Origin of the sequence: Bacillus sp. EE-W1, assembly GCF_009760835.1 — a bacterium.
GTDB lineage: Bacteria > Bacillota > Bacilli > Bacillales > Bacillaceae_G > Bacillus_A > Bacillus_A wiedmannii.
Map to the genome: position 1 here is coordinate 204,465 of NZ_WIPE01000069.1, position 26,336 is coordinate 230,800.

Sequence of the window (26,336 nt, forward strand, 5' to 3'; positions counted from 1 at the left end):
TTAAAATGAAACTACCTTTTCTTCCGCCACTTCCACAATTTCTAAAATTTGTAGCAGGCTCTCCACTTCATAAGTCGGCTTAACATCTGTCTTATTTTCTTTCAAACTTGGATTATACCAACACGTATCAATGCCGTAATCTTCTCCGCCTTTCATATCAGAAGTTAGCGAATCTCCGACCATTAGTACACTTGATTTATCAGTAATCCCAAACTTCTCAAATGCATAATCAAAAATCTCACGCGCTGGTTTTTGATGACCAACCTCTTCTGAAATAATAATATGATCAAAGAAGTTACATAAAGGCGAATTTCCAATTCTCGATTGTTGCACCTTCGTATATCCATTCGTAATAATACCTAACTTGCAATCTTGTAGTTTCTCACATAATTGTACTGCACCTTCTATAAGATGTACTTCTTTCCCTAAGTTTTCAAGGTATACATCACTAAATTGCTGCGCATCTACTTCTATATTATGCAGTGCAAATAATTGTCTAAATCGATCTACCGCTAATTCACTTAGTGTAATCATTTTATTTTCTAAATCTCTCCATAATCCATTACTAATCTCTTTATAACTTGCAAGATAATCATCATACCCTGTAGGCATGCCAAACTGTACAAACGCGTTATGTAATGCGTTTCTTTCCGTCTCAGGAAAATCTAATAATGTATCATCTACGTCGAATAATATAACTTTGTATTTCATTATGCTCTCCTCAACTAGTACGTTATTTACAACTTGTATTTTCTCATTAATCGTCTCTTAAGTCGAACTTTTTCCCTTTACGAATAATAGCTGTACAGCAATCTTAAAGTTGTTTCAGACACACGAATCATGTTATTCAAAAATAATTAATTGTGAAAATACTATAAATTTGAGATAATTTGGATAATGAATCCGATTTTTAAAAAAGGAATACAGGAATAGAAAGGGGCGGAAAGACATAGTAAATTCATGGGGAAGACCTAAAATACAAATCCCAAAAACAAAAAGTGAATGGGTTGGAGATATCATTGGATATTCATTATTCTTTGGATCAATCATTTTTTTGATTATCATTTGGGGAAGATTACCCGAGGAAGTACCCACACATTATAACGCATATGGGGCTGTAGATCGCTGGGGATCAAAGTGGCAACTTTTGCTTCTACCAGGAATTGGGGCATTCATACTCCTTTTAATGCAAACTTTAGAAAAGTTTCCAGAAGTTCACAATTACCCACAAAGACTGAATGAATCGAATGCTCCGCTGTTTTATTTAAATAGCAGAAAAATGCTTAATCAATTAAAAAATGTCTGTTTACTTATTTTTGCTTTCATCCAATTTGAAACAATTTCAATAGCTTTAGATTGGAGCGGCCGTTTCGGAAAATTATTTTTACCGATATTGTTAATTGGGACAGTTATTCCAATTGTCATAGGAATAATAAGACAACGAAAAATTTCATAATAGAAACAGGAGGCTAATCCAATTAGCCTCCCTCCTCATTATTTATCCTCTAGCAATAACACTTTCATGTCTTCTAACGACTCTTTCGTAAAGCCAAGTGCTTTTTCAGCATACACTTCAACTGAACCGTATTGCTTTTTCACTTCATCAATCGCAGCTTGTAAATATTCAGCGCGCGCTTCAAACATTGCGCCTAATATTGCTCTACTTTCATCGTTTTGTAGTTTTGCACCTAAAAAGGCCATCATTTTTTCATTTAATTTTTCACGGAAGCCGTTACTTAGTAAATAGTCTTCCATTACTGTTTTTTCCGGTACACCTAGTAAAAGTAATAATAGTGCTGATCCGAATCCAGTACGGTCTTTTCCAGCTGTACAGTGGTTTACTAACGGTAAGTTTTCTGGGTTTTGTGCTAAGTTTAAGAAGCTCACGAATGCTTCATTACCACTTACGAAATCTTGATTCATTTTCACGAGATACTCGCCTGGTTTCCCTAACATAGAAAGGTCACCAACTTGGAAAAATTCATTTATGTTCAAGTCTTTCGCCAAGTCTTGCATAACTGGTAAGCACACTTGACGAGCACCCGTAATCTTTGGATTCGGCTTATGCTTCACTTCAAAATCTGTACGGTAGTCACAAATTAACTTTAAGCCAGACTTTTGTAAATAGTCTATATCCCACTCTGTTAGTCCTGCTAATTCTTCAGAACGGTACAACTTGCCCCATTTTACTTTACGGCCTTCAGTCGTTTCATATCCTCCCATATCACGGAAGTTAAACGCGCCTTGTAATGGCAATCTACGCTCAGCTACTGTCACTGCTTGTCCATTACTTCCTACTAGTCTAAAATATGGACGTTCAGTTTCACTCGGGTTTTGAACTGTACACGATGATTCTCCATTTACCGTTGCAAGTAATTCTCCCGTTTCTTCAATATGCTCTGGTGAAGTACTCCAGTAAATGCGAACTTCTTCTATATTATTTTCCCACTTTATATATAACGTATTGTCTTCATTTCTTTCTACAGTTGCTTGTAACCAATTTCTTTGCTGCTCCATTCTTTCACCAACACTTTCTCGTATAATCGAATCTTTCTCTATTGTATTATAGGAATATCTATTTTGTCGTTCTCATTTTTCTTTTTATCTTACAAACAGGCTAGAAGTTCTTTTACTTGTTCAAAATTTGTACACGGATTCCCGTTAAACAAGTTCAAGAACCTTTTCCCCCTCCTAAAACCTTCTCACATATCGCTCAGTACAACTTAACAACTGACATCCATTCTTTTCAAAAACATCCTTCATCCACTCATTTTGTACATTTGTCTCGCCAATATAATAAGATGCGCCTATTTCTTTTAAGACAAACATTGCCCCTGTAAAGAACGCTGCTTCATACCCTTTATTTCGCATATTTGGAGCAACTGCGAAATACATTAGTTTTCCCTCTTCTAACGTACCACTCTCAATATGTGGGATTACAATTCCTACCGGCTCTTCATCGACACTCGCTGTTAAACAATGCTCTTTCCATTGCTCACCAATTTCTTGTAGCATCATATTTACAAAGTGATCATAATCGATTTGTTCTCCCGTCACTTCATTCCACAATGAATAAAAAGCGTCTTCGCCTATCTCTTCAATAAGCTTAAAATCAATCTCACTTTCGACACCTTCTACTTCATATATATCCTTAAATACAATCATGTTTTCAGTAGCATATTCAAATGAATACTTTTCGAAAGATTTCTTATATACATCATAATTTGGGCTTTTTGAAGAAATTTCAAAATGTAAGTTTTCTATTCCCTCTTTTTCAGCCTCAGCAACGCAATACTGCACTATTTCTTCTAATTGCTCTTCTGTAAAAAGCTCTGCATTATTTTCTTTTATCATAATAGAAGAAGCATTTCTTCTTATTTTAAAATGTTTTTCTAACTGTTCTATAGTCATCATATACTTCCCTCATCTATGTCATACTCGAATTTCTACTTGTTCTCCTTGCATGAGCAGGATTGTCCTTGAATATATAGAATACTAGAAAACATCGCATCTTTAAAGTGCGGAGGAGGTTCTCCATTGGATATTACAACGTTACAACAACAGTTAGAGCTTATACAACAAAATGACTATACGCAACTGCAACATATAGATATAAATGAGTTAACACTCAACATGCTTCAGTATATCGGAACGACTGATAGTTACGTTCGTTACCAACTTATATATAAATGTTTTGCACATTTCATTCATCATGAATTCCTTATGGACGATCAACTGAAATTACTTCTACAAACTTGTTTAAGTGATGAATATTTATATTGTGACATTTACTCCCCGCATACAGATGGGGTTTTCACACGTTCTTACACTGTTTCGTTACTTGCGTTAATACTCCAATTCGCTAACTCGCACTACTTTTTCACAGAGGAGGATATTGAAGAAATAAAAAATAAACTCATTACATATACAAACTTAGAAATGGATTTTCGAGGCTATATTGAAAATAAAGGATGGGCTCATTGTCTTGCCCACGTATCTGATGCCTTTACTGAAATTGTTCACAATTCCTATACGACTTTTGAGTGGTATGAAGAATTAATTCATTGTTTATTGAATAAAATCTTCATTCCATCTGACCTTTTTCATAATAATGAAGATGAACGAATTGTTACACCGTTACTATCGATGCTATATCATGATTTTCCGCAAGATGAGTTAATTTCAATTATTTATAAAAAAATAAAAAGGCTTCCTCAAATTAGAAAACGCCTTTCGCTTAATGAGTATTGTATATTATGTGCCAACATTAAAACCTTTTTACGCACATTATTTTTCAGAACGAAAGATGATCATAACTTAGCCTATACAGCACGTAAAACCGAAAGAATGTTAAAAGAACTTCCTAACTATTATTAAAAGCAAGGAGAAATAACATGGGTTATATTGAAGACATGAGAAATTTAGTAGGAAATCATCCACTTATTTTAATAGGTTCACACGCCATTATATTAAATGAGAAAAATGAAATATTACTGCAGCTACGTACAGATTTTAACCGCTGGGGCATTATTGGCGGCGCCTTAGAATATAACGAAACGTTAGAAGACGCTTTAAAGCGAGAAGTATATGAGGAAACTGGACTTTTCATCAAAAATCCAGAACTATTCCGTACATACTCAGGACCAGATTTCTTTCAAATCTATCCAAACGGCAATCAAGTACACGGTGTACTCGTTGTTTATATTTGCCGCGAATTCAATGGCGAACTTGTATGCGACCAAACGGAATCGAAAGAACTGCGCTTCTTTTCACTTGATGAGTTACCTAGTAATCTTCCTTCTGTTATTGAGAGAATTATTAAGGAGTTTCAGCACTCCAATTAAAAAACATTACATAATAAAACAACCTCATTTCCCGTTATTATAACGCGAAATGAGATTGTTTTATTTCACTGTAAATCCTAATTATCCCCTTAATAGTTAGATTGTTATCTCAATCTGATTTCCTTCGGGGTCACTTACTACACTTTCATAGTAACCATCCCCTGTAGTACGTGGGCCGTTTAACACAGGGTATCCTGCTTCTCTTAATGTATTAGTTAATTCATTCACTTTTTCTTTACTACCTATAGAAAAAGCAATATGCGCATATCCTATTGTTTGTGTTTGTGTATTATCGTCTATCCCTACTTGCCTCATAAGTTCTAGACGTGCTCCACCTTCAAAAGTTATAAAATAAGACTCAAACTGCTTTTTCGGATTGTGATATAAGCTATTTTCTTCACCACCAAAGTACTGTTTATAGAAATCACGCATACATTCTAAATCATTTACCCAAATTGCTACATGTTCAATTTTCATAGTCGACACCTTTTCTTTTACAGTATTCAACCAACAATTTGATATTTAATTTTCTTTGCTTGTTCTTGTTATCATCAAATCAAGTCCAAGGCTTTTCAATCCATATAAATAATCTTCTTTCCAATCGCTCACTGTTATTTGAGGTATATGTTCTACCGGAATGTACTGCGGACAAGTTTTTACAATTTGATCTATTACAAATTGGTTCACTTCATCGTCACAGAAGATAAAGGCATGAGGGTTAATAATAGCTATACATGTAGCTATTAAACGGGTAATAGCATCTATATTATATTTCTCTGGATTATTTGCATCGTTAACTTCGTCTCCATTTCTTAAAGCTTGTAAGAAATTTTTATTATCGTACTGCGGAACGAAAGATATCTCTCCTGAGAAAAAGGTGCTTCCTCTCACTACATTTCCATTTACCATAATCCCTGCCCCTGGGCCATTTTGACCTGAATACAAATACACAAGAGATGAATTGTCGTTATTTCCAGTGCTTTTATAATAACCAAGCACTGCTGCATTCATATCATTTTCTATTACTACAGGTATTGAAAACAGATCCTCCAAGTGACTTTTTAAATTAAAGTTTTGGAACTTTTCATAACCAGGAATATAGAAAATACGACCATTATCAACCGAACCGGGCACACCAATTGATATAGAGCTTATTTTCGGGAATGTAGCGATAAGATTTTCAATATGTTTCGATAATAGATTCACGCCAGTATCCATTAATACACTTGAAGTACTTCCTTGTTCTTTTACTTCCCCTAAACAGTTAAAAATGGTATAGTTTGTTTCATTTTTCTCTAAAAATATCGCTAATCCTAACATATATTCCGGATTATACGCATATCGTTTCGCTCTTCTTCCGCCACTTGAATCATCTAAACCGACTAAAGTGACTTCACCATCTTGTTTCATACTCTCTATAAATTTACTTATCGTCGGAAAACTAATTTCTAATATATTACTAAGCTCAACTTTCGTCGCACTTCCTTGCTCTAGAAGAGCTGTACGAATGCCGCGAAGAATCGTCTCTTTAATCGATTTTTGAGTAACAAATTGTTCACTCAAATCGCTCACCACCTTAATCAACACACTTATTAAACTCTTTTAATAAGTTGCGTTGACAATATATCATACATCATTTTCTAAAGCAATAGAGATGATATAGTTAGGATGCATGCAATTGTTATTTAGCTCGATGTTTCGTCTATCGTTTTAATAACTTTAGCTGGATTACCGCCAACTACTACATTATTAGGTACATCTTTTGTCACAACTGCCCCTGAGGCAATTACAGCATTATCACCAATTGAAATACCAGGGTTAATAATAGCGCCCCCGCCAATCCAAACATTGTTACCTATCTTTACCGGCTTTCCATATTCTTTGCCAGAGTTCCGCTCTACCGGATGCAACGGATGCGTAGCAGTATAAATGTGAACACCTGGTGCAAACATACAATTATCACCGATTCGCACTTCACAAACGTCCAAAATCACACAATTAAAATTTGCGAAAAAGCTCTTTCCAACATGGATATTGTAGCCGTAATCACAACGAAAATCAGGATTAATTTGGGCTTTCCCATCAGCTGAAGAACCTAAAAGCTGATTTAATAACGTAAAACGTTGTTCATCTCCTGTCTCCATCGCCTCGTTATAAAGGCGTGTTAAACGTTTTGCCTCCACCCTATCAGCCACTAATTCTTCATCCTCCGCAACATACATTTCTCCTGCTAACATCTTTTCTTTCTCTGTTTTCATCCAATCATCTCCCTCGTTATAGAATGAATTACACTTATTAAATAAGTTTAATAAGTGTCCCTATATTAGCATACTTTTTAATATGTGCAACTAATAAGTTTTGAAAGGAAATGTGAATTCTTACTTCACCTAACGAAATGACGAAGAAATAATTAAAATTTATATCGGAAAACAAGGGAACGCTCAGCGTTCCCTCTCAAACCCAATCCGTTTTTTAATTTCTGCTAAATTCACCTTCGCAATAGTACGCGCCCGCTCAGCACCTTTTTCTAACGCTTCATATAATAAACTTGGCTCATTCATATACAGAGCGTACTTCTCCCGAGGTCCAGCTAATTCACGGTCTACAACGCGAAACAACTCTTTTTTCACATCGCCCCATCCGATTCCAGTTCCATATTTTTCACGCATGAACTGCATTTCATTTTCTGTCGCAAATTCTTTATATATCATAAATAACGTTTCTAGTTCTTTCGGTTCATTTGGAAGTGAAGAATCTGTTTTGATTTTAAATATTAATTTTCGTAGTTTTTCTTGCTCTGTAAATAATGGGATCACATTTCCATAACTTTTACTCATCTTTCTTCCATCAAGACCAGGTAAAATGGCACCTTCTTCTTGTATGACATACTCCGGAAGCGTAAATGTCATACCAAATGTATGATTAAAATACGTCGCAATATCACGCGCGATTTCAATATGCTGAATTTGGTCTTTCCCTACTGGCACATGAGTAGCTTGAAATAGTAATATGTCAGCTGCCATTAAAATCGGATACGTATATAATCCCATATTCACGCCTGCATCTACCTCTAAACCCGCTTCTTTATTTTGCTCCACCTTCGCTTTATACGCATGGGCACGGTTCATAATCCCTTTCGGAGTTAGGCAAGCTAATATCCAAGCTAATTCTAGAATCTCCGGCACTTCTGTTTGTCGGTAGAAAATAACATCTTCTCCAAGTCCAAGTGATAACCAAGTAGCTGCTACCTCTTTCGTATAACTACTAAACTGACTTGAATCATGAACAGCATTTAACGCATGATAATCTGCTATAAAATACAATGCTTTTCCTTCATTCTTCTTTGACATTTGTAATGCAGGTTTAATCGCACCAATATAATTTCCTAAATGAGGATAACCTGTCGGCTTAATTCCTGTTAACATTATTTTTTCGCTCACCCTAACTCCTCCTTCCTTAAAATAAAAAGAGCCCCTCATCCTATAAAAAGGACGAGAGACTCCCGCGGTACCACCTTCATTAGCTATCATTAATAGCTCGCTTCAACTTCGTAACGTGAAGTAACCGTCTTTGCCTACTCATTTCAGCTAGAAGCTCCGGAGCCCATTCCATATTCATCCCTTACTGATTTCCACCACATATCAGCTCTCTGCAAAGTTTCGAATATGTACTCTTCTCTTTCATTGCTTTTCGTTATTTTTTACAGTTTATCACATTTCTCGTTCTCTCAAAACTGAATTTTCTATTTTCATTAAGTTTTAACAATAGTTATTACCAATTTATTCCGGACGATATATAATCAATATATATAGAATTGATTTGTAATACAAAAACGAGGTGATGTCATGGGTTGGTTTACTAAAAAGAATGATACGTTTAAGATTGATGTATTTAAGAACGATGATAATAGTCACGATGATACTTTAGGGGTAATTATACATTTCACACCTATCGCTATATATTTATACACCTGCGATGAGTACATAGAAACATTTGACGGTGTGCTCACTTTTGAAAATGAGAACGGAAATCAAGTAGAAATCGGGGGTACCTTCATTTCTCTTGAAGTGGATGCTAATTTTCGCATGGACGATTTAATATTTGATTACAAACTAAAGGAAAGCAATCTACCTATCATTGAATTAAAAGCCTACGCATAAGGTTTATTTGTTTACTTCAACAAGAGTATAAATAAAAAAGAGCTAAAACAGTTTTATCTGTTTTAGCTCTTTTTTTACGTATTCAACTTAACAAATCTATAACTATGCGTTACTAACACTTTTAATATCGCATATCCTGGAATTGCTAAAATAATCCCCATAATTCCAAATAAATTTCCGGCAGTTAAAATAATAAAAATGATAGTAATTGGGTGAATGTCTAGCTTTTTTCCCATAACTTGCGGAGAAATAAATTTACCTTCTGCTAATTGTACGACCATCATTACAATAATTACTTTTAACACCATTGATGGCGAGTCAATAAATGCGATAATTAATGCTGGTGTAATTGCAATGATTGGTCCTACGTACGGAACGATATTTACAATCATTGCTAAAATAGCGAGTAATACCGCATACTTAATACCAATAATAAGGTAACCGATTAATAGCATAATACCGATAAACAAGCTAACGATAATTTGTCCTCTAATATACGAGCTAATCGCATAATGCATATCATCTAGTATTCTCATCGCTGCTGGTTGTCTTTGCTCTGAAATAAACTTTAAAAAGTGGTTCGGTAATTGTTCACCATCTTTTAAAAGATAGAACAATATAAACGGAACCATTACAAACGTTAAAACGACCTCTGTAACAGTACTTAAAAATCCAGTTACATTTCCAGTTACTGATGATAGCGACTTCGTAAAATCAACTGTGTAGTCTTTTACCATACTCGCTACATCAATATTTAAATTCTCTTGAATTTTGCCTAGTAAATTACTTTCCCCGAATCTACGTGCTGCTCGTTCAATTTCATGACCGAAATACGGTAAGTTATCTATTAATGCATCAATTTGATCTTTAATAATCGGGATTACTGTTACAACTAAAAATACAAATAATCCTAGTACTATTATATATATAGAAGCGATTGATACGATTCTGGAAACACCTTTCTTTTCTAAAAGCGAAACGAATGGATGCAAAATATAAAATAGCACCCCCGCTAATAATACGGGGAAAAAAATTGTTTTTAAAAAGACGATAAACGGAGTAAAAACAAAAGAAATTTTCGTTAGCAGTAATATGTTAATAAACAATAACGCAAAGCCGAGTAACACCGCTAAATAATTTTGTTCTCTAAAAAACTTTTTCAACTTATCTCTTTTTCTAATATTTAATTTCTCCAATGAAACCACCTCTTCGAATGATGAAAAGCCCTTATTCAGGGCTTTTCATCATGATCTATATCTTTATTTTCTTGCAGCTTTCACTACAAATGATACAATAAGAATTAATACGATTGCACCTAATAATGCTGGCACGACATGAATCCCACCAAATGATGGCCCAAAAGCTCCAAATAGTCTACCACCTAATGAAGCACCTAACAAACCTGTGATAATATTTCCAAACATTCCACCCGGAAAATTTTTACCCGTTATAGAACCTGCAATTGCACCTATAATAGCACCAACTATTAATGTGATAATCCATCCCATCTTTAGCCCTCCATTTCTATTATGGGTGTATTTCTTTTTCATACTGAATTGTTATGTAACTATTATAATTATTATATCCAATAAAGAAAAATCTTGTCAAATCTATGAAAATAAAGTCTATAAGGAGGTTTTACCCTATGATTCAAAAATTAGTAACAACTTCTCACAACACCGCTACTTCTATTTTAAACATTCAAATACCCGCTTATGAAATTGAAGCAAAATATATAAATAGTACGGCTATTCCTCGTCTTTATGATACTGTAGCCGATATTCAATTATGTGATGAAATTTTTCACGGCTATTTTTATGAAGATACACTTGCTGGGTTTATTTCTTTTAAAATGGATGAAGAGGAAGTTGATATTCATCGTTTAGTAGTATCCCCCAATCATTTTCATAAAGGAATCGCCACAAAACTACTACTTTATGTATTTGACATGTTCTCCCCTTCACAAACATATATTGTACAAACAGGGAAAGAAAATACACCTGCTCTGTCTTTATATAAAAAACATGGATTTATTAAAATAAATGATATTATATTACCCGATGGAGTGGTTTTAACCTCACTCAAAAAATCAGAAAACATAAAATAGTTTGACTCATCAATTTGTTTATGTTATCCTTTACTTTATAAATCCTTTTGCTGAGTCCAAATTTTGGAGCGGGGGAACCATTTTTGTAGCCATGCTACTTGGGGCGAATCTTATTTAAGTAGGGAAACTCTCACTTCCCGAGTCCGACAGCTAACCTCGTAAGCGTAATGGGAGAGGAAGGTGCTTTTTGCCTATGTTACACAGTGTACCTCCTTAATTATAAATATGGGATCGATACCAATAGACACCTATATTTATAGAAAAGGAGACATGTATAATGTTACGTTTATCTGATCACGCAATAAAAATGATGGAGCAAAGACTTCGACTCGAACAACATCGCACATATCAAGCTAATAAAGTTGTAGATAACTTACATCACAAATACTTCTTTCAACATATTTTTCAACCGAAAAGATAAAGAAAAAAACACAAGGTGTGTCTATACAGACATTCCTTGTGTTTTTTATATTCCTTATAGTATTCTCACTATATTTAAACTTGCCGTAAGCAAATATATACATTCTTATAATCATAAAAGGTTTCAAAAGAAAAAATTAAATAACCTGAGTCCATATAAATTTGGAACTCAGATTGCTTCGTTATGTTTTTTAATTACGGTTTACTTAATAGGAGTCACTGCAATGTTAACCCTCTCCTTTACTTAGCAATAAACCGATTTACTTTCATTACGTTTTTCATTTCAATACGTGGTGTTACGCCCTGAATCCATTCCGGGTCAAATCCAAGCCAATCTTCTTCTGAGCTTTTTAACCAATCAAAATCAAAAATATAGGACCATGAAGATATCATTTCTTCTTCAGAAAAACAGTCTTCTAATTGGGTATACTCTTCTTCTGTTTGCGTTAATAGCCATTTATTTAAAACATAATGCCAAGAGTCAAAACATGACCAAAGAATATCCTCATCTGGTATGTCTAATGTAATGATAACACCTTTTTGACCTTTAGGTAGCATCCCTGGTCGGTTCTGATCTGGTCTTTTATGCCAAAGCCATACAGGATAAGTTAAACCATCATAATGAGGAAGCCTTTCTTTCATTTGCTCCATCATCCAAGCATACGAAGATTTAAATTCTGGCCAAACATATTTTTCATTACCGCTATAAAAACCGTCTTCTCGCATTTTCTTATATATGTGAAGAGGTTTAACTGTGTGTACTATCAAACAAACACTTCCCATCTAACTATTAATCATCTTTTATTATAATACACACAAAAATAACAACCCATCAACCAAGATGGGTTGACTATGGAGATTTTGCAATGGGCGTCTTTTATAGTTTATTACTTTCTCGCCTTAATAATAAAAGTCGTTGGCACCATTCTAGCTTTATATAAAGAATAATATTTCGTAGACGGCTCAGCTCGTTCTTCATCAAATGAGCTAGATGGTTCAGGCTCTTCTATTCTCTCAATTTTAAACCCTGCTCTATTTAACTCATTTATGTATGTACTTATTTTTCTCTTATATAATGTCGCTTGTACATTTTCCCCTTTAAATGTTTCAAACGTAATAGGTGTTTCCTCATGGTAAGAAGACTTTAAAGCAATTTCTTCTGTACCATACTGTAAATTTGAATATATTGGATGCTCCCAGCTAAAAATAAAACTTCCGCCTGGCTTTACATACGAATAAATTAGTTCCAACGTTTTTCTTAAATTCGAAGTCCAACCTAATGCATAAATGGAATATACAATATCAAAATACCCTTTTGGAATATCTCCTTCTTCTTCCATTGCTCCGCATATTAACTTTGGATTCCAACACTTTAACGTTTCATTCGCTGTTTTAATTTGTTCACTTGAAAGATCAAGCCCCCATAACTCTTCCGCACCATGCTCTCCCATATATTGCAGCGAATGCCCACTTCCACATCCAATATCAAGAACCTTTTTATCTCTAATTGAATCAAACAAATGAATCTCATCTTCAGACGCCGTATACGGACCATATTTCGGTAAACAATCTACTTGAAAGAAATATGGTGCAACTGTGTCCCAACACTTTTTATTTAACGCTAACATTTTTGTATCTTTCATACTCTACATTCCCCCATCCCATTTTCTTCCCCTAATATAAATTACACATTATAACCCGATCTCCCTTTTCTCTTCGCCCGGTAATTTTTCACTTTCGCAATCGTACCGCACGCTCTTCCTCCTGCTTCTCCAGCATACATACCGCACCATCTTTTACTTCCATTACGCGAATGATCATAAAATACCCAGCGACAATCTGGGCATGCTTTTAATCTTCCCCACAAATGTTCTTGAATTGACATTAACACAATGCTTAATACTTTTGTATATACATTCTCTTCGTGCATAGGCTCATATGTAATACCTTTCATATCTTCTTTTACATGTACATGAAATGGGTATTTCTCTAACCATTTTTGCAATGATCCTTCGCCTTCAACGGTTAACCGAATATCTTCTCGAAAACTTTTTAATTCCTCTATTGTATGAAATGGAACCTCTTCATGAAAATATTTTTTCATAAATAGCTTTATATCCTCTTCTGTTTGCAGCGTATCAATTGGCTCTCTCGTATCGTTTGGTATTTTCCATGTATTTAAAAATTCCCGAATATATTCTAATTCATTTGGTGCATTTTGATTCAATTCCATCCACCTTCTTCTTAAAATTTACTTTTTTCTGACTTTATGTATAATTATAATACAAAATAGTTAACCATTAAATAATTTTACTGGTTACAATATTAGGAGGAGTTCTATGAAAAGTTTCTCAATACCGATACGTTTCATGCTTATTTCTTCATTTTTTATTTCTTTTGGGTATTTTGCAGTATACGCATTTTTAGCTATTTATCTATTAAGCTTTCTTCATTTTTCTGCTGTTCAAGTAGGAACAGTGTTGACGGCTATGACAATCACATCACGAGTTGTCCCATTATTCTCAGGATTAATTGCTGACAAAATAGGCTATATCATTATGATGATAGCCGGATTATTTTTAAGAGGAATCGGATTTATCGCTTTAGGAATATGCTCTGATTTCTATACAATTTCTATTTCTTCTGCACTTATTGGCTTCGGAACTGCATTTTACGAACCTGCTGCGCGCGCCATATTCGGCTCACAACCAGCTCATATGAGAAAAAATTTATTTACATATTTAAACCTTAGTTTTAATTGCGGTGCAATAATCGGACCAATTGCAGGAGGGTTCTTACTCTTACTCAATCCCATCTATGCTTTCTCTCTAACAGGATCACTTATGCTGTTATTCACTTTTATCTTTTACTTACTTAAAAATCACTTTCAAGTCACTACTGAAAACACGTCTATTACATTTGGAATACAGGCTATCTTACAAAACAAGCCTTTTCTTCTGTTTTCATTTATCATGATTTTCTTCTATATTATGTTTACTCAGCTTACTGTCGCACTTCCACTTCATATGAAAAACATTAGTAATAGCAATCAGCTTGCTACACTCGTTATTACGATAAATGCAATAACAGGCGTCATATTTATGGTATTATTTCGTAAACTATTTCATAAATACAATACACTTTCGATTATTAAATACGGTGTTTTATTAATGAGTTTTTCTTTTTTACTCATTCCTTTATTTCCACACCCATATTGGCTATTTATTTGTGTAATTTTATTTACAATTGGCGAAACACTCGTATTACCTAACGCTGATATTGCTATTGCAAATTACAGTAACGAATCATATACAGCTACTTACTTCGGATTTTATCAACTATCACTCGCATTTGGTTTTATCATCGGTAATTATACCGGTACATCTTTTACAGCCAACTTAAGCCGAATGTATACACCATGGCTTATTTTCGGTGGAATAGGACTTATTGGTTTTATTTCACTCCATATTTTAAATATTAAAAAAGAGAGCTCTAAAGAAGATATATACCTATGTAATGAGACGAAACATCTTTAACACATTACAATTGAGATGGTACCTTTAGACAAGCAGCCTATAATAAAAAATTCGACCATCATATGTGACAGTCGAATTTTTTTATTTTTCATATTTAATAAGTACACTTTTCAAACCCCTTAAATTGGATATACAGCCTGTTTAAATTTACATATTATGGTACAATTAAAAAGAGTGCTAGCTAGACAGTTACGTTCCACACTAGCAGTCTAGCAATGCCAAAATCAAAAATCACTTGAAATTGGGGGATGTTATGAGAAAGAAATTAAGTGCTCTTCTATTCATTGGAATCATATTATCCAGATGTTCAACTATAGCAGAAAATTCTTTAGAAACTGGAAAAGGCAGTATTGAATTATTAACACCGACGATTACAACAAAAGATAACGAATTAGAATTTAAGACTGAAGGCATTGATGAAAATAAAGTAACGTTTATTTATGTTGCCAATAAAAAAGTATTGGAACAAAAAATTAATAATGGCGAATCCTACAAAGTTAACATTAAAGATATCGAGCACGCTCATAGGACAGATTACAAACCAAAAGTTCAACTTTTGCAAACGCAAGATGATCATAAAGATGGAGAGATGGTAACGTTTAAACAAGTTAGATATACAGTTAAAAAAATTAATTTTATAGGTATTTCATTATAAATGTAACGAACGAAAATTCACTTTTAACAGAGGGTAAATGTAAGGGGTGCTAGCATGAAAAGAAGATGGATTTATTGGTGGATTGGTAACATATTTTGGATTATAACTTTCGGGATATTGGCAGCTATCATTTGGCTAAGAGAGGTTGATGGGACTGGTGTTACTCAAACACCTGAGCTGAAATTAATAGCCTTTATCGTTTTATTAATTGCATTTATATTACCACTAATTATTCAAGTTGTATGGTTACTTGTTAATCTGAGAAAAAGCAGAAAAAAATAACGCAGAAAAAAGAGAGGAATCTTTTTCAATATAGATTCCTCTCTTTTTTCTATGGGGATTATGCAGTGCTTTTAAAGCTGCACAACTCCCTTCTCTTTACGATGCATGTTCATCTTTCTTCTTCATTAACGCTCTTTTCTTCATCGCCTTCGTTAAATATCCGCCTTTAAATGAACGGATTTCATAAGAAGACATAAACGCTTTCGGTGCAATTTGATTAATAATTTCTAACAGTTCTTTTTCTCTAGAACGCTTTGCTACGATATCTAAGCGATAACGTATAGAATTAATACCTTCACCTTCAAATACTGTAACGCCAAATCCAGAGTGACGTAATTCATCTACTAATTCATTACAACGGTCTAGTAAACTAACTTGATACGTAATATAACCAATTGCTAATTTATTCTCTATATAACCGCCTAATAACAGTCCCGCACTAAAGCCAATGACATAGGCAATGATGTTCTTCCAATTTGATAAATCTTGAAACACAATACCTAAACTGACAATGTAAATAGCTCCTTCTAACAATCCAACACCAGCAGCGGATCTTGTTTGATTCTTTACAAGCAAAATCGTACGGATTGTTAAAATGGGAACGTAAATAATTTGAAGCACAAAAATAAGTAACGCTTGTAACATTGGTATCCACCTCTTTCAAAAAGTCTTTTGTCATGATAACATACATAACCTTTAGAAATCGATGGGTTTTTTAATTTTTTTTTATTATTTTTCATACTATTGAAAAACGTAAAAAAGAAGCGTATTATATTTGTCGTAAATTTGATTCCTTTCATTAGCTCGCTTTAAACACAAAAAGGAACCCCATTAGGCCCCTTTCATCATAGCTCTATGTTTTTCGAAGCCTGTTCTCTTTGCTTCTCTTCTTCTTTCACTAACTGCACGTTTGCATAAGCTAAATTCGCAATCATTAAAAAGTGACCACCTAAAATGCCTGTACCGAATGCCCACATTTCCATTTCATGCTCAATTTCATACATAATAATAGCTCCTAAAATGGCTGCTGCAAATCGGTTTAAAACTCCTAATCCAGGAGCCTTTTCTTTCATTACGATACTTTTCCCAAGTTTCTCCACTCTGCGAGCCAATAACCAAAGGCAATATGCACTTACAGCTAATCCGATACCAAACCCTGTTACTTGTTTTCCAAACGGAGTAATCGTCCACATAAGTAGTAAACCACTAAAGATCGCATACAATTGTAATCGATATACACGTAAGGCTGCTTGAATCAAAATATCCGCTCCTAATTTCACATTTTTTATACTTTAGAAAAAAAGCAGCAACTTACACAGTTGCTGCTTTCTCTTCTTCTTGCTCTTGTTCCATCTTACGAATTTCAACACGTTTAATTTGGTAAGCATCTTTTTCTAACACTTTAAATTCATAACCTTCCGCCTCAACGTGTTGTCCTTCTTCAATTTCATGATTTTGCATCATAATCCAGCCACCAATTGTATCCACATCATCTTCTTCAATGTGTAATCCAAATAAATCTTTCACTTCGGAGATAAGCACTTTTCCATCAACGATTTTATGGTGCTCATTCACATGCTGAATTGGTGGTGCTTCATCTTCATCATATTCGTCACGAATTTCGCCGACGATTTCCTCCAAGATATCTTCAAGCGTTACAATTCCGGCTGTTCCTCCGTACTCATCATATAAAACAGCCATCGGAATTCGCTTCTTCTGCATTTGAAGTAATAAATCGTGAATTGGAGTTGTTTCCATCACTTCAATAATCGGACGCATATACGTGCGAATCGATGATAAATCTTCTTTATCGTTGTTCATATATCGAATAAAGAAATCTTTTACATTGACCATACCGATAATATCATCTTTATCTTCTCCAAAAATCGGATAACGTGTGTATCGTTCATTTTGGATTACTTTCATGTGTTCTTCTACTGAATCTTCCAGGTAGAAACCAATGATTTCTGTTCGCGGTACCATAATCTCTTTTGCAATACGATTATCAAATTCAAAAATGTTATTTACATACTTGTATTCAGCCTGATTAATTTCGCCACTTTCATAGCTATCTGAAAGGATAAGGCGTAATTCTTCCTCTGTATGAGCTACTTCATGTTCTGAAGCTGGTTTTAAACCGAATAAGCCAGTTACAACACGAGCTGAACCGTTTAATACCCAAATAAATGGATACATGACTTTATAGAACATCATTAACGGACCTGCCAATAACAATGTTACTTGTTCAGCCTTTTGAATTGCCATCGTTTTCGGAGCTAATTCCCCTACTACAACGTGTAGATACGTCATTAGCATAAAAGCAAGACCAAATGTTAATACTGATGAGATAGAAGGATTTATGTTCCATTTCTCAAATAACGGGTGTAATAACTTTTCAATTGTCGGTTCACCTAACCAACCTAATCCCATAGCTGTAACTGTAATACCTAATTGACAAGCAGATAAATATTCATCTAAATTTGTTGTTACCTTTTTCGCTGCTAAAGCACCGCGTTTCCCTTCCGCAACAAGCTGATCAATACGACTTGAACGTACCTTTACAATCGCAAACTCTGCTGCTACGAAAAATCCAGTAAATGCGATTAAAATCGCAACCATGACTAAATTAAATATTTCCAATGAATCCCCTTAGTTTAAAAAACTAAGGTGTCCACCTCCTGTATACTATAATGTTTTCTTATTTGTTCATTAGAAAACATAGCCCGATACAAAAATTAAAGAGGTCGGATTTCACTTTTTTCTATAATAATAGAACAAGTGTCTGTATTAAAGCTGTCGTTTGACCAGATAAAGATTTCGATATTTTTTCACGTTGTGAATCAGTCAATCCATCTAAAAGCGGCTTTAACTCCGTTAACTCTGCTTCTAATCGATGAATATGGTCTGTCACTTCATTCACTTGTTTCGAAACGTGTTCATTGATACCGAGCAGCTTCTTCTTCTCCTCGATTTTCTCTTTAATCTCACAAAGCGGCATATGCATTTCTTTGCACTTCTCAATAAATTGTAATGTCTCAAATGCTGTTTCATCGTAATAGCGATAATTAGATTGAGATCGCTCCGCTTTTAAGATTCCTAGATTCGTATAATAATCAATCGTGCGTTTCGACACGTGAGCCATGAGAGCCAACTGTCCGATTCGATACACCTTCCCAACGATCTTCCCCCCTTGTTTATATTACTACCATCATACAATACATAAACTGTACAGTCAAACGTGACGGTTTATTATTCATAATTTATACAAAATTCCACATGCTATCTAGGTATGTAGTATATTCACACTCTATAACTCTACCCATATAGTTAGATTACTGTTTTTTCGATATGCCCATACTAAAATGTAAAAATGGAATCACACATTCCTTTCAACCTTCCTTAATTTAAAACATATGATAATAATATTGAAATAAAATCATTATTTATGCAACTGGAGGAGATTAAAATCACTAGGACAATTATCTCTCACTTTTATAACGAGGAGTATTTATTACCATGGTGGCTTATGCATCATACAAAAATATTTGATCACGGCATATTAATTAATAGAGGTTCTACAGATCGTTCTGTTGAAATTTGTAAATTATTTGCTCCCAACTGGGAAGTACGAAATTCAAGATTCCTTGATTTCGATCCCACTAATACTGATATTGAGGTGATGGAAATTGAAAGAGAGGTTTCCGGTTGGAAAATGGTATTAAATACTACGGAATTTCTTTGTTGTAACAATGTAGAAGAGTTTTTCTCATCACTTCATACGTTAGGCCAAAATATGTATGCGATTAGAATGATTGTAATGATTGATAAGCATAATTACAATTATTCAAAACTAAGATATTCTATTCCGTTAGTAGAGCAACGATATCACGGGCTCTTTCCTTATAAACCAGAAATCGGCTGTGCCTGGAGATTTATACACACCCATCTTGATGGCGCATATTTACCAGGCAGACATTTTACGCGGCACCAACCTATCGTTTATAGCTCCCCTTCATTCATTTTTAAATTTTATTTTAGCCCTTGGAACGAACATACAAAGGCAAGAAAATTACAAATTACACCTACCCTCTCAAAAAAGGGCATTCGATTGGGACTTCAAACACAATATGGTCGGTCCTCTGAGGAACTCGAAGCTCGATTTTTAATGTTAACTAAGGCAACACAGGATCTACGTAATCACCCTGATTACCAACAATTATTCCCTAAATTCAAACCTTAATATTTCTCATCCTATCATGTTCCACATATTTTTACGCACTTAGCTAAAAACCATACCATTTGTATTTCATATGAATACTGTATATATTATAAATTTTTATTTTAGGAGGAAAAAATGAAAGCTGTTATTCTTGCAGGTGGATATGGAACAAGGATTGGGGAAGAAACTCATTTAAAACCAAAACCTATGATTGAAATTGGAACAAAACCTATTCTATGGCACATTATGAGTTTGTATAGCCATTACGGGATTACTGAATTTATTATTTGCTTAGGCTATAAAGGATATGCAATTAAAGAATTTTTTCTAAATTACAACTTACACATGTCCGATTTCACGATACATTTAAACGACAATACGATTACTAACCATTCTCATCGTATAGAACCATGGAAAGTTACACTGATTAATACCGGTCTAAATACCGAAACAGGTGGACGAGTTAAAAAAATACAAAATTACGTCGGGGATGAACCTTTCTGCCTCACTTATGGCGATGGATTAAGTAATGTAAATATAAAAGAACTCATTGCATTTCATAAAAGACACGGTAAAATGGCGACTGTTACAGCCGTACAACCTCCTGGTAGATTCGGTTCTCTCGTATTAGATAAACAGTCTGTCACATCCTTTCAAGAGAAGCCACTAGGTGATGGCGGATGGGTTAACGGTGGATTTTTCGTTTTAAATCCTGATGTTTTCAATTACATTAGTGGAGATACATCTGTTTTTGAAACAGACACTTTAGTTCAGTTAGTAAACAAAAACGAATTGGCTGCATATCAACATACTGGTTTTTGGCATCCAATGGATACATTGCGCGATAAAAATAAATTAGTCGAGCTATGGGAAAGTAATAACGCTCCGTGGAAGGTTTGGTAATATGGCTTCATCATCTTTTTGGAATAAGAAAAAAGTATTTATTACAGGACATACTGGCTTTAAAGGCTCATGGCTCACCCTTTTTTTAACTTCTTTAGGCGCAGAAGTAATCGGATACTCCTCTCAACTCCCCTCCAATCCTAGCCTTTTTGAACAAGGTAATGTAGCAAATGAGTGCACATCAATTCATGGCGACATTACAGATTACGATTCTTTATTCCATGCCCTAAAGCAACATAACCCTGATATACTATTTCATTTAGCAGCCCAGCCGATCGTTACCACTTCCTATAAAAATCCTATTGAAACATTTAAAACGAATGTTTTAGGTACTGTTCATGTATTAGAAGCGGCAAAACAGATAGAAAGTATACGCGTCATCATTAATGTTACAAGTGATAAGTGCTATGAAAATGATGGGAGCGGTAACCGTGCATTCTTGGAAAGTGACCGATTAGGAGGTTTCGATCCTTATAGTGCGAGTAAAGCTTGTGCTGAACTAGTGGCAACGTCCTATCAAAACTCATTCTTCCGCACTAACACTCCGAATCTTGCCTCAGTAAGAGCAGGTAACGTTATCGGCGGTGGTGATTGGGCAAATGACCGATTATTCCCAGATGTCATTCGTGCATATTTACAAGATGGTACGTTAAATATTAGAAACAAACACGCTATTCGCCCGTGGCAACACGTATTAGATCCTTTACATGGCTATATCCTTTTAGCTGAAAAACTTTGGACAGACGCTGCATATGCAGAAGCGTGGAATTTCGGTCCGCTGAACGAACCTAACCGAACAGTTCATGACGTCATTCAATCTATCATGAAATTATGGAATCAACCACTAACAATCCTTTCTCCTCATATAAACACACCCTATGAATCACCTGTCTTAACACTCGACAGTACAAAAGCAGTAAATAAACTCAGTTGGACACCTAAGTTATCAACAAACCATTCTATCGCTTGGACTGTTGATTGGTACAAGAAATATGCATCTGGTGAAAATATGGAATCTTTCACGCGCCAACAAATCGATGCATTCAAAAATTTATAAGGGGGCTACAAAATGGACCAGAAAAAATGCCGTTTTTGCCACTCATTATTAACAAATACTTTTTTAGATTTAGGCGTTTCCCCTCTCGCTAACTCATTTATAACTCCAGAACACTCATATAAAATGGAACCATTTTATCCGCTGCACACATTTGTTTGTCACTCTTGTTTACTTGTACAATTAGATGAATTTGAACCTCCGCACAATATTTTTCATGACTACTTATACTTCAGCTCTTACTCCTCCAGTTGGCTACTACACGCTAAGCAATATGTAGAAATGGCGATTAAGCGTTTCAACTTAACCAATCATTCGAAAGTGATTGAAATCGCGAGTAACGACGGGTACTTATTACAATATTTTCAAAAAGAACATATCGAAACGTTAGGAATTGAACCAGCAAAAAATGTAGCAGAAATCGCTATCCAAAAAGGAATTCCTACTGAAGTGAATTTTTTCAGCAATGACTTTGCAAAAAAATTACCAAAAGCTGATTTAATCATCGCAAATAACGTATTGGCACACGTCCCGAACTTACATGATTTTGTCGCTGGTTTAAAAACGTTATTAAAACAAGACGGAACAATAACAATTGAATTCCCGCACTTGTTAAATCTCATATCCTTTAAACAGTTTGATACGATCTACCATGAGCACTTCTCCTATTTCTCACTTATAAGTCTTCAAAAAGTTTTAGCTCATCATCATTTACAAATTGTCGATGTAGAAGAGCTTGCAACGCACGGTGGTTCCTTACGTATTTTTGTAAAACATCATAGCGACAAATCCACTATCCATTCCAGTGTTACAAAATTAATCGAAAAAGAAGTAGATCACGGGCTAAATACATTAGATTGTTATCTCCTTTTTTCTAAACGCATCGAGCAATTGAAAATAAATATTTTAAAGTTTTTTATCGAAGCAAAAGCTTTAAACAAACAAATTATTGGTTACGGTGCACCAGCTAAAGGAAACACCCTTTTAAATTATTGCGGAATAGGAAAAGAATTTTTAGCTTATACAGTAGATAAAAACCCTCACAAACAAAATCTCCTACTACCAGGAACACGCATTCCAATAAAATCTCCAGAAGAAATTAAGCGTACAAAACCTGATTACATTCTCATACTCCCTTGGAATTTGAAAGATGAAATTATGAAAGAATGCTCTTTCATTCGTGAGTGGGGCGGCAAATTTTTAGTAACCATTCCAGAAGTTGAGGTAATTGAGCCATGAAAAAAATTCTTGTAACAGGCGGTAGTGGATGGATTGGTAAATATGTTGTAAATTCTCTTATACAAAGGGGCTATGAGGTGCACGCCACTTATCATACAAAGAAGCCTTCTCACATCCCTTGCCACTGGCATAAAGTAAACTTACTTTGTGATGAAGAAGTAAAAAAACTCATTTACGACATTAAACCTAGTCATCTCATTCATTTAGCTTGGGAAGCAGTGCCGCCAGCTTGTTATGTATCTATTAATAATTACTATTGGCTTACATCCAGCATCTCATTGATTCAGCACTTCACAACATGCGGCGGAAAGCGAGTCGTTGTTGCCGGCACCGGCGCAGAGTACGAATGGTTTAACGGCGTACTATTTGAAGATTCACCGCTTCTTTCCTATAAAACACCGTATGCATTATGTAAAAACGCACTACACTCTTGGCTACAAACGTACGCTGAGCAAACCGGCCTCAGCATGTGTTGGGGCCGCATCTTTCATATGTATGGCCCTCACGAACAAGGGAATCGGCTCGTTTCTAACATTATCACTTCCTTATTAAAAAATGAGGAAGCACTATGTACACATGGAAAACAATCAAGAGATTTCCTCCATGTGAGCGACGTCGCTGATGCTCTCGTAACAGTATTAGAACATGGCGTTACAGGCACAATCAATATCGCTTCTGGTCAATCTGTACAAATTAAAGAATTAGCTTCTATCATTGCTAAAAAGTTAGGAAAAGAACATTTAATTAAACTAGGTGCGATTCCTTTCTCTAAAGATGAACCTTTATTCGTCGGCGTTAATGTAGAGCGTTTAAAAACTGAAGTAAATTGGAAACCAACATACGATCTAAATACTGGGATCGAAGAAACAATTTTATGGTGGGAATCATTTATAAAAAAACATAACGATACGCACCACTAAAACGCAAATCCTTCGTCCCTCTCGCTAAATCCTTATACCATTCTTCTAATTTTTCAGGTGTAATAATATGATGTGTTCCCATTCCCCCATGCTTACTAGCTTCAGAAAGAGTCGGGCCAATTTGTAATTTCCTCTTTCTCATCGCATTGTTCCAAGGGCTGAAACCAAACCATGCAATACACGCAAGTGGCGGATAAATCATAGATTCATGTGCAGATAAATGTCTCCCAACCGTATAACTTCCGTGTTCATGATTATGAATAAATCTACCTCTTCTCCATAACGCCCAATCTTCTGGTAAATAACCATGAAATCGCTGTTTCATTAAAGGTATTCTAAAGTTAAGGTCCGGATAATTATAGTTAAGATCATCGACCATAATAAGCCCTTCCAGCCAATACATCCTCCCTCCCAATTCATTCAGGGATTTCCAAAACTGATTTTTATCTTGCACACAAAGAAACTCGGTCGTATTTAAAATCATTTTCCATCCTTTTACTTCTTGTTCTATCCTCATCACTTCATGATCTGTCGCTAATGCATCAAATTCTGGATTTGCAGAATCTCGTACTTCCCAGTGTGGTGCGAATTTTTTACAAATTTCAACCGAACGATCTGTTGAACCTTTATTAATTAAAATGCCATGATCAAACAGTTTCGTATGATGAGCAAGCCACCACGGTAATAAATACTCTTCGTTATAAAAATGAGAAATAACGGTTGTAGTTATAACAATCTCCTCCTCGTTCTCTATTAATCTACTTTTTCATCCTACTCTTACTATACTTATCAGTTATGTAATTGGTTTCTTTTATTTTTAAAATATGTTTTTCTACCATATACTATGCTTTCTTAGACAACCGCCATTTTCTAAAGAAACATCCCAATAAACTGAAAATTAAGTTATAATATCTTTATTAAATTATGAAGGAGGAATGCACTCATGTACTACAACACTTCATTCGAAAATGATCAACCTGTAGGCCGTCTATAAACTAAGGCGGGCATTCATATAACACTTAACACTATGCCTCGTCTTAGGGAACTCATAATACCCTAAAAATAGACGGAGGTACTTTACATGAAACAAACAATTTTAGGAGCTATATGTTTATCACTAGCAGCTAGTATATGGGGCGGTATGTATGTTGTTAGTAAATACGTACTCGACTTTATCCCACCACTGACACTTGTTTGGCTACGCTTTATTATCGCTTTCGTTGTTTTATATGCAATTTTGAAAATAGCTGAGAAAAAGCAAAAGAAAAAAGTAACCATTCACAAAAAAGATTGGCTACTCTTCGCCTGGATTGGATTTATCGGCTATTTCATTTCGATTACTTGTCAATTTATCGGAACAAAATTATCTGACGCTCATACAGGCTCGTTAGTAACATCAGCCACTCCGGCATTTATGGTTATATTTGCAGCGATCATTTTAAAAGAAAAACTAACCGCTCGTAGACTATTATCTACTATCATAGCAACAATCGGTGTCATTATCGTCATTGGATGGGATATTGAAATTGGCTCCTATTTTATCGGTACAATTATATTAGTCGGGGCCGCTATTACGTGGGCTTTACTATCCATTTATGTGAAGATTGCTTCAGCTCGATTTTCATCCTTAGTTATTACAACGTACGCCATATTCTTTTCACTCTTTTTCATTACACCTTTTATGATATGGGAACTACAATCAACCTCTATCGAAACAATAAATACGTACGTAATATTAGGCGTAGTATATTTAGGAGTCGTCTCAACGGCAGGTGCCTTTTTCCTTTGGAATAAAGGGTTAGAATTAATGGACGCAAGCATCGGTTCGTTATTTTTCTTCTTCCAACCCATCGTCGGATCATTGCTTGGTTGGTTACTCTTAAATGAGATATTAAATATTAACTTTTTTATTGGTGGTATCCTTATTATATGTAGTGTTTTCATTACTACTTTTGAAAAGAAATGAAAAAACAGGCAGAGATTCTTAATCTCTGCCT

The 26,336-nt window shown here is 34.9% G+C and carries 33 protein-coding genes, 1 riboswitch and 1 other annotated feature; of the genes, 16 read left to right on the plus strand and 17 right to left on the minus strand.

Annotated features, from left to right (window positions below; genetic code table 11):
• Complete coding sequence (locus GFJ36_RS17625; RefSeq protein ID WP_088064048.1) at nucleotides 1–711, minus strand: YjjG family noncanonical pyrimidine nucleotidase; 711 nt, start codon at nucleotides 709–711, stop codon at nucleotides 1–3.
• 271 nt (nucleotides 712–982) lie between these two features.
• Here GFJ36_RS17625 and GFJ36_RS17630 point away from each other — a divergent pair, with 271 nt between their 5' ends.
• Nucleotides 983–1,456, plus strand: coding sequence for a DUF1648 domain-containing protein (locus GFJ36_RS17630; protein ID WP_306472132.1), 474 nt, complete (start codon nucleotides 983–985; stop codon nucleotides 1,454–1,456).
• A 38-nt stretch (nucleotides 1,457–1,494) separates the two neighbouring features.
• On the opposite strand, the gene GFJ36_RS17635 is transcribed toward GFJ36_RS17630, so the two are convergent.
• Both GFJ36_RS17635 and GFJ36_RS17640 read right to left on the minus strand, forming a co-directional pair.
• The gene (locus GFJ36_RS17635) at nucleotides 1,495–2,517 is read right to left on the minus strand and encodes a tyrosine-protein phosphatase (protein ID WP_097889832.1); all 1,023 of its coding nucleotides are present in this window, start codon (nucleotides 2,515–2,517) and stop codon (nucleotides 1,495–1,497) included.
• 174 nt (nucleotides 2,518–2,691) lie between these two features.
• Nucleotides 2,692–3,414, minus strand: a complete 723-nt coding sequence (locus GFJ36_RS17640) for a GNAT family N-acetyltransferase (protein ID WP_087984144.1) — start codon at nucleotides 3,412–3,414, stop codon at nucleotides 2,692–2,694.
• 123 nt (nucleotides 3,415–3,537) lie between these two features.
• Between GFJ36_RS17640 and GFJ36_RS17645 the strand changes: the two genes are divergently transcribed.
• The gene (locus GFJ36_RS17645) at nucleotides 3,538–4,377 is read left to right on the plus strand and encodes a DUF2785 domain-containing protein (RefSeq protein ID WP_088122695.1); all 840 of its coding nucleotides are present in this window, start codon (nucleotides 3,538–3,540) and stop codon (nucleotides 4,375–4,377) included.
• Nucleotides 4,378–4,394: 17 nt separating this feature from the next.
• Nucleotides 4,395–4,844: an NUDIX hydrolase gene (locus GFJ36_RS17650; protein ID WP_097889831.1), complete on the plus strand. Its 450-nt coding sequence runs from the start codon at nucleotides 4,395–4,397 to the stop codon at nucleotides 4,842–4,844.
• A gap of 96 nt (nucleotides 4,845–4,940) precedes the next feature.
• Here GFJ36_RS17650 and GFJ36_RS17655 read toward each other — a convergent pair whose 3' ends face one another.
• The 4 genes from GFJ36_RS17655 to GFJ36_RS17670 all read right to left on the minus strand — a co-directional run bounded on the left by GFJ36_RS17655 (nucleotide 4,941) and on the right by GFJ36_RS17670 (nucleotide 8,323).
• On the minus strand, nucleotides 4,941–5,321 hold the full coding sequence (locus GFJ36_RS17655) for a VOC family protein (protein ID WP_097889830.1): 381 nt from the start codon (nucleotides 5,319–5,321) through the stop codon (nucleotides 4,941–4,943).
• A 45-nt stretch (nucleotides 5,322–5,366) separates the two neighbouring features.
• Nucleotides 5,367–6,407 (minus strand): ROK family transcriptional regulator, encoded by a 1,041-nt coding sequence (locus tag GFJ36_RS17660; protein ID WP_141499216.1) that lies wholly within the window; start codon nucleotides 6,405–6,407, stop codon nucleotides 5,367–5,369.
• Between the two features lie 122 nt (nucleotides 6,408–6,529).
• Nucleotides 6,530–7,102 (minus strand): maltose O-acetyltransferase, encoded by a 573-nt coding sequence (locus tag GFJ36_RS17665; protein WP_097889828.1) that lies wholly within the window; start codon nucleotides 7,100–7,102, stop codon nucleotides 6,530–6,532.
• 183 nt (nucleotides 7,103–7,285) lie between these two features.
• Complete coding sequence (locus tag GFJ36_RS17670) at nucleotides 7,286–8,323, minus strand: tryptophan--tRNA ligase (protein ID WP_097889827.1); 1,038 nt, start codon at nucleotides 8,321–8,323, stop codon at nucleotides 7,286–7,288.
• Nucleotides 8,324–8,328: 5 nt separating this feature from the next.
• Nucleotides 8,329–8,537, minus strand: a binding site (T-box leader).
• Nucleotides 8,538–8,689: 152 nt separating this feature from the next.
• Here GFJ36_RS17670 and GFJ36_RS17675 point away from each other — a divergent pair.
• A complete protein-coding gene (locus tag GFJ36_RS17675) occupies nucleotides 8,690–9,004 on the plus strand; it encodes a hypothetical protein (RefSeq protein ID WP_097889826.1) in 315 nt (104 codons plus the stop codon).
• 74 nt (nucleotides 9,005–9,078) lie between these two features.
• Here GFJ36_RS17675 and GFJ36_RS17680 read toward each other — a convergent pair whose 3' ends face one another.
• Both GFJ36_RS17680 and GFJ36_RS17685 read right to left on the minus strand, forming a co-directional pair.
• Nucleotides 9,079–10,200: an AI-2E family transporter gene (locus GFJ36_RS17680; protein ID WP_000413408.1), complete on the minus strand. Its 1,122-nt coding sequence runs from the start codon at nucleotides 10,198–10,200 to the stop codon at nucleotides 9,079–9,081.
• Between the two features lie 63 nt (nucleotides 10,201–10,263).
• Nucleotides 10,264–10,512: a GlsB/YeaQ/YmgE family stress response membrane protein gene (locus GFJ36_RS17685; protein ID WP_097889825.1), complete on the minus strand. Its 249-nt coding sequence runs from the start codon at nucleotides 10,510–10,512 to the stop codon at nucleotides 10,264–10,266.
• Nucleotides 10,513–10,649: 137 nt separating this feature from the next.
• Between GFJ36_RS17685 and GFJ36_RS17690 the strand changes: the two genes are divergently transcribed.
• From GFJ36_RS17690 to GFJ36_RS30270, 3 genes are all read left to right on the plus strand, one after another.
• Nucleotides 10,650–11,111, plus strand: a complete 462-nt coding sequence (locus GFJ36_RS17690; RefSeq protein WP_097889824.1) for a GNAT family N-acetyltransferase — start codon at nucleotides 10,650–10,652, stop codon at nucleotides 11,109–11,111.
• 38 nt (nucleotides 11,112–11,149) lie between these two features.
• A riboswitch (cyclic di-AMP (ydaO/yuaA leader) is annotated at nucleotides 11,150–11,292 on the plus strand.
• Between the two features lie 96 nt (nucleotides 11,293–11,388).
• On the plus strand, nucleotides 11,389–11,532 hold the full coding sequence (locus GFJ36_RS29195) for a hypothetical protein (protein ID WP_000945246.1): 144 nt from the start codon (nucleotides 11,389–11,391) through the stop codon (nucleotides 11,530–11,532).
• A 49-nt stretch (nucleotides 11,533–11,581) separates the two neighbouring features.
• Nucleotides 11,582–11,779, plus strand: a complete 198-nt coding sequence (locus GFJ36_RS30270) for an IS3 family transposase (RefSeq protein ID WP_481747069.1) — start codon at nucleotides 11,582–11,584, stop codon at nucleotides 11,777–11,779.
• Here the strand turns inward: GFJ36_RS30270 and GFJ36_RS17700 are convergent.
• The 3 genes from GFJ36_RS17700 to GFJ36_RS17710 form a co-directional block, all read right to left on the minus strand.
• Entirely contained in the window at nucleotides 11,772–12,299 is a 528-nt protein-coding gene (locus tag GFJ36_RS17700; protein WP_097889823.1) for a DUF3841 domain-containing protein, read from the minus strand. The two genes, GFJ36_RS30270 and GFJ36_RS17700, sit on opposite strands and share 8 nt — an antisense overlap.
• A gap of 119 nt (nucleotides 12,300–12,418) precedes the next feature.
• Nucleotides 12,419–13,174 carry a class I SAM-dependent methyltransferase gene (locus tag GFJ36_RS17705; protein ID WP_097889822.1) on the minus strand — a complete coding sequence of 252 codons (756 nt, stop codon included), beginning with the start codon at nucleotides 13,172–13,174 and terminating at the stop codon, nucleotides 12,419–12,421.
• A 41-nt stretch (nucleotides 13,175–13,215) separates the two neighbouring features.
• A complete protein-coding gene (locus tag GFJ36_RS17710; RefSeq protein WP_141542792.1) occupies nucleotides 13,216–13,758 on the minus strand; it encodes a CGNR zinc finger domain-containing protein in 543 nt (180 codons plus the stop codon).
• A 112-nt stretch (nucleotides 13,759–13,870) separates the two neighbouring features.
• Between GFJ36_RS17710 and GFJ36_RS17715 the strand changes: the two genes are divergently transcribed.
• The 3 genes from GFJ36_RS17715 (at nucleotide 13,871) to GFJ36_RS17725 (ending at nucleotide 16,004) form a co-directional block, all read left to right on the plus strand.
• Nucleotides 13,871–15,067: an MDR family MFS transporter gene (locus tag GFJ36_RS17715; RefSeq protein WP_097889820.1), complete on the plus strand. Its 1,197-nt coding sequence runs from the start codon at nucleotides 13,871–13,873 to the stop codon at nucleotides 15,065–15,067.
• 253 nt (nucleotides 15,068–15,320) lie between these two features.
• Nucleotides 15,321–15,722, plus strand: coding sequence for a hypothetical protein (locus GFJ36_RS17720; protein WP_141542791.1), 402 nt, complete (start codon nucleotides 15,321–15,323; stop codon nucleotides 15,720–15,722).
• Nucleotides 15,723–15,776: 54 nt separating this feature from the next.
• Entirely contained in the window at nucleotides 15,777–16,004 is a 228-nt protein-coding gene (locus GFJ36_RS17725; protein WP_087984131.1) for a DUF3923 family protein, read from the plus strand.
• Between the two features lie 96 nt (nucleotides 16,005–16,100).
• Here GFJ36_RS17725 and GFJ36_RS17730 read toward each other — a convergent pair whose 3' ends face one another.
• The 4 genes from GFJ36_RS17730 to GFJ36_RS17745 all read right to left on the minus strand — a co-directional run bounded on the left by GFJ36_RS17730 (nucleotide 16,101) and on the right by GFJ36_RS17745 (nucleotide 19,173).
• The gene (locus GFJ36_RS17730; RefSeq protein WP_097889818.1) at nucleotides 16,101–16,649 is read right to left on the minus strand and encodes a DUF2179 domain-containing protein; all 549 of its coding nucleotides are present in this window, start codon (nucleotides 16,647–16,649) and stop codon (nucleotides 16,101–16,103) included.
• Between the two features lie 200 nt (nucleotides 16,650–16,849).
• Nucleotides 16,850–17,263, minus strand: coding sequence for an ATP synthase subunit I (locus tag GFJ36_RS17735; protein WP_048546511.1), 414 nt, complete (start codon nucleotides 17,261–17,263; stop codon nucleotides 16,850–16,852).
• 52 nt (nucleotides 17,264–17,315) lie between these two features.
• Nucleotides 17,316–18,644, minus strand: coding sequence for a hemolysin family protein (locus GFJ36_RS17740; protein WP_046957914.1), 1,329 nt, complete (start codon nucleotides 18,642–18,644; stop codon nucleotides 17,316–17,318).
• 121 nt (nucleotides 18,645–18,765) lie between these two features.
• Nucleotides 18,766–19,173, minus strand: coding sequence for a MerR family transcriptional regulator (locus GFJ36_RS17745; protein WP_000285638.1), 408 nt, complete (start codon nucleotides 19,171–19,173; stop codon nucleotides 18,766–18,768).
• 276 nt (nucleotides 19,174–19,449) lie between these two features.
• Here GFJ36_RS17745 and GFJ36_RS17750 point away from each other — a divergent pair, with 276 nt between their 5' ends.
• From GFJ36_RS17750 to GFJ36_RS17770, 5 genes are all read left to right on the plus strand, one after another.
• Entirely contained in the window at nucleotides 19,450–20,244 is a 795-nt protein-coding gene (locus GFJ36_RS17750; RefSeq protein ID WP_097889817.1) for a glycosyltransferase family 2 protein, read from the plus strand.
• A gap of 114 nt (nucleotides 20,245–20,358) precedes the next feature.
• Nucleotides 20,359–21,126, plus strand: coding sequence for a glucose-1-phosphate cytidylyltransferase (gene rfbF, locus GFJ36_RS17755; RefSeq protein ID WP_087984130.1), 768 nt, complete (start codon nucleotides 20,359–20,361; stop codon nucleotides 21,124–21,126).
• A gap of 1 nt (nucleotide 21,127) precedes the next feature.
• Nucleotides 21,128–22,183 (plus strand): CDP-glucose 4,6-dehydratase, encoded by a 1,056-nt coding sequence (gene rfbG / locus GFJ36_RS17760; protein ID WP_087984129.1) that lies wholly within the window; start codon nucleotides 21,128–21,130, stop codon nucleotides 22,181–22,183.
• A 12-nt stretch (nucleotides 22,184–22,195) separates the two neighbouring features.
• The gene (locus tag GFJ36_RS17765) at nucleotides 22,196–23,419 is read left to right on the plus strand and encodes a class I SAM-dependent methyltransferase (protein WP_087984128.1); all 1,224 of its coding nucleotides are present in this window, start codon (nucleotides 22,196–22,198) and stop codon (nucleotides 23,417–23,419) included.
• Complete coding sequence (locus GFJ36_RS17770; RefSeq protein ID WP_141542790.1) at nucleotides 23,416–24,339, plus strand: NAD-dependent epimerase/dehydratase family protein; 924 nt, start codon at nucleotides 23,416–23,418, stop codon at nucleotides 24,337–24,339. Before GFJ36_RS17765 ends, GFJ36_RS17770 begins: the two co-directional genes overlap by 4 nt.
• On the opposite strand, the gene GFJ36_RS17775 is transcribed toward GFJ36_RS17770, so the two are convergent.
• Nucleotides 24,308–25,093 (minus strand): glycosyltransferase family 2 protein, encoded by a 786-nt coding sequence (locus tag GFJ36_RS17775; protein WP_087984127.1) that lies wholly within the window; start codon nucleotides 25,091–25,093, stop codon nucleotides 24,308–24,310. The genes GFJ36_RS17770 and GFJ36_RS17775 overlap by 32 nt on opposite strands.
• Nucleotides 25,094–25,420: 327 nt before the next feature.
• Between GFJ36_RS17775 and GFJ36_RS17780 the strand changes: the two genes are divergently transcribed.
• Nucleotides 25,421–26,305: a DMT family transporter gene (locus GFJ36_RS17780; RefSeq protein WP_097889816.1), complete on the plus strand. Its 885-nt coding sequence runs from the start codon at nucleotides 25,421–25,423 to the stop codon at nucleotides 26,303–26,305.
• Nucleotides 26,306–26,336 lie beyond the last annotated feature (31 nt).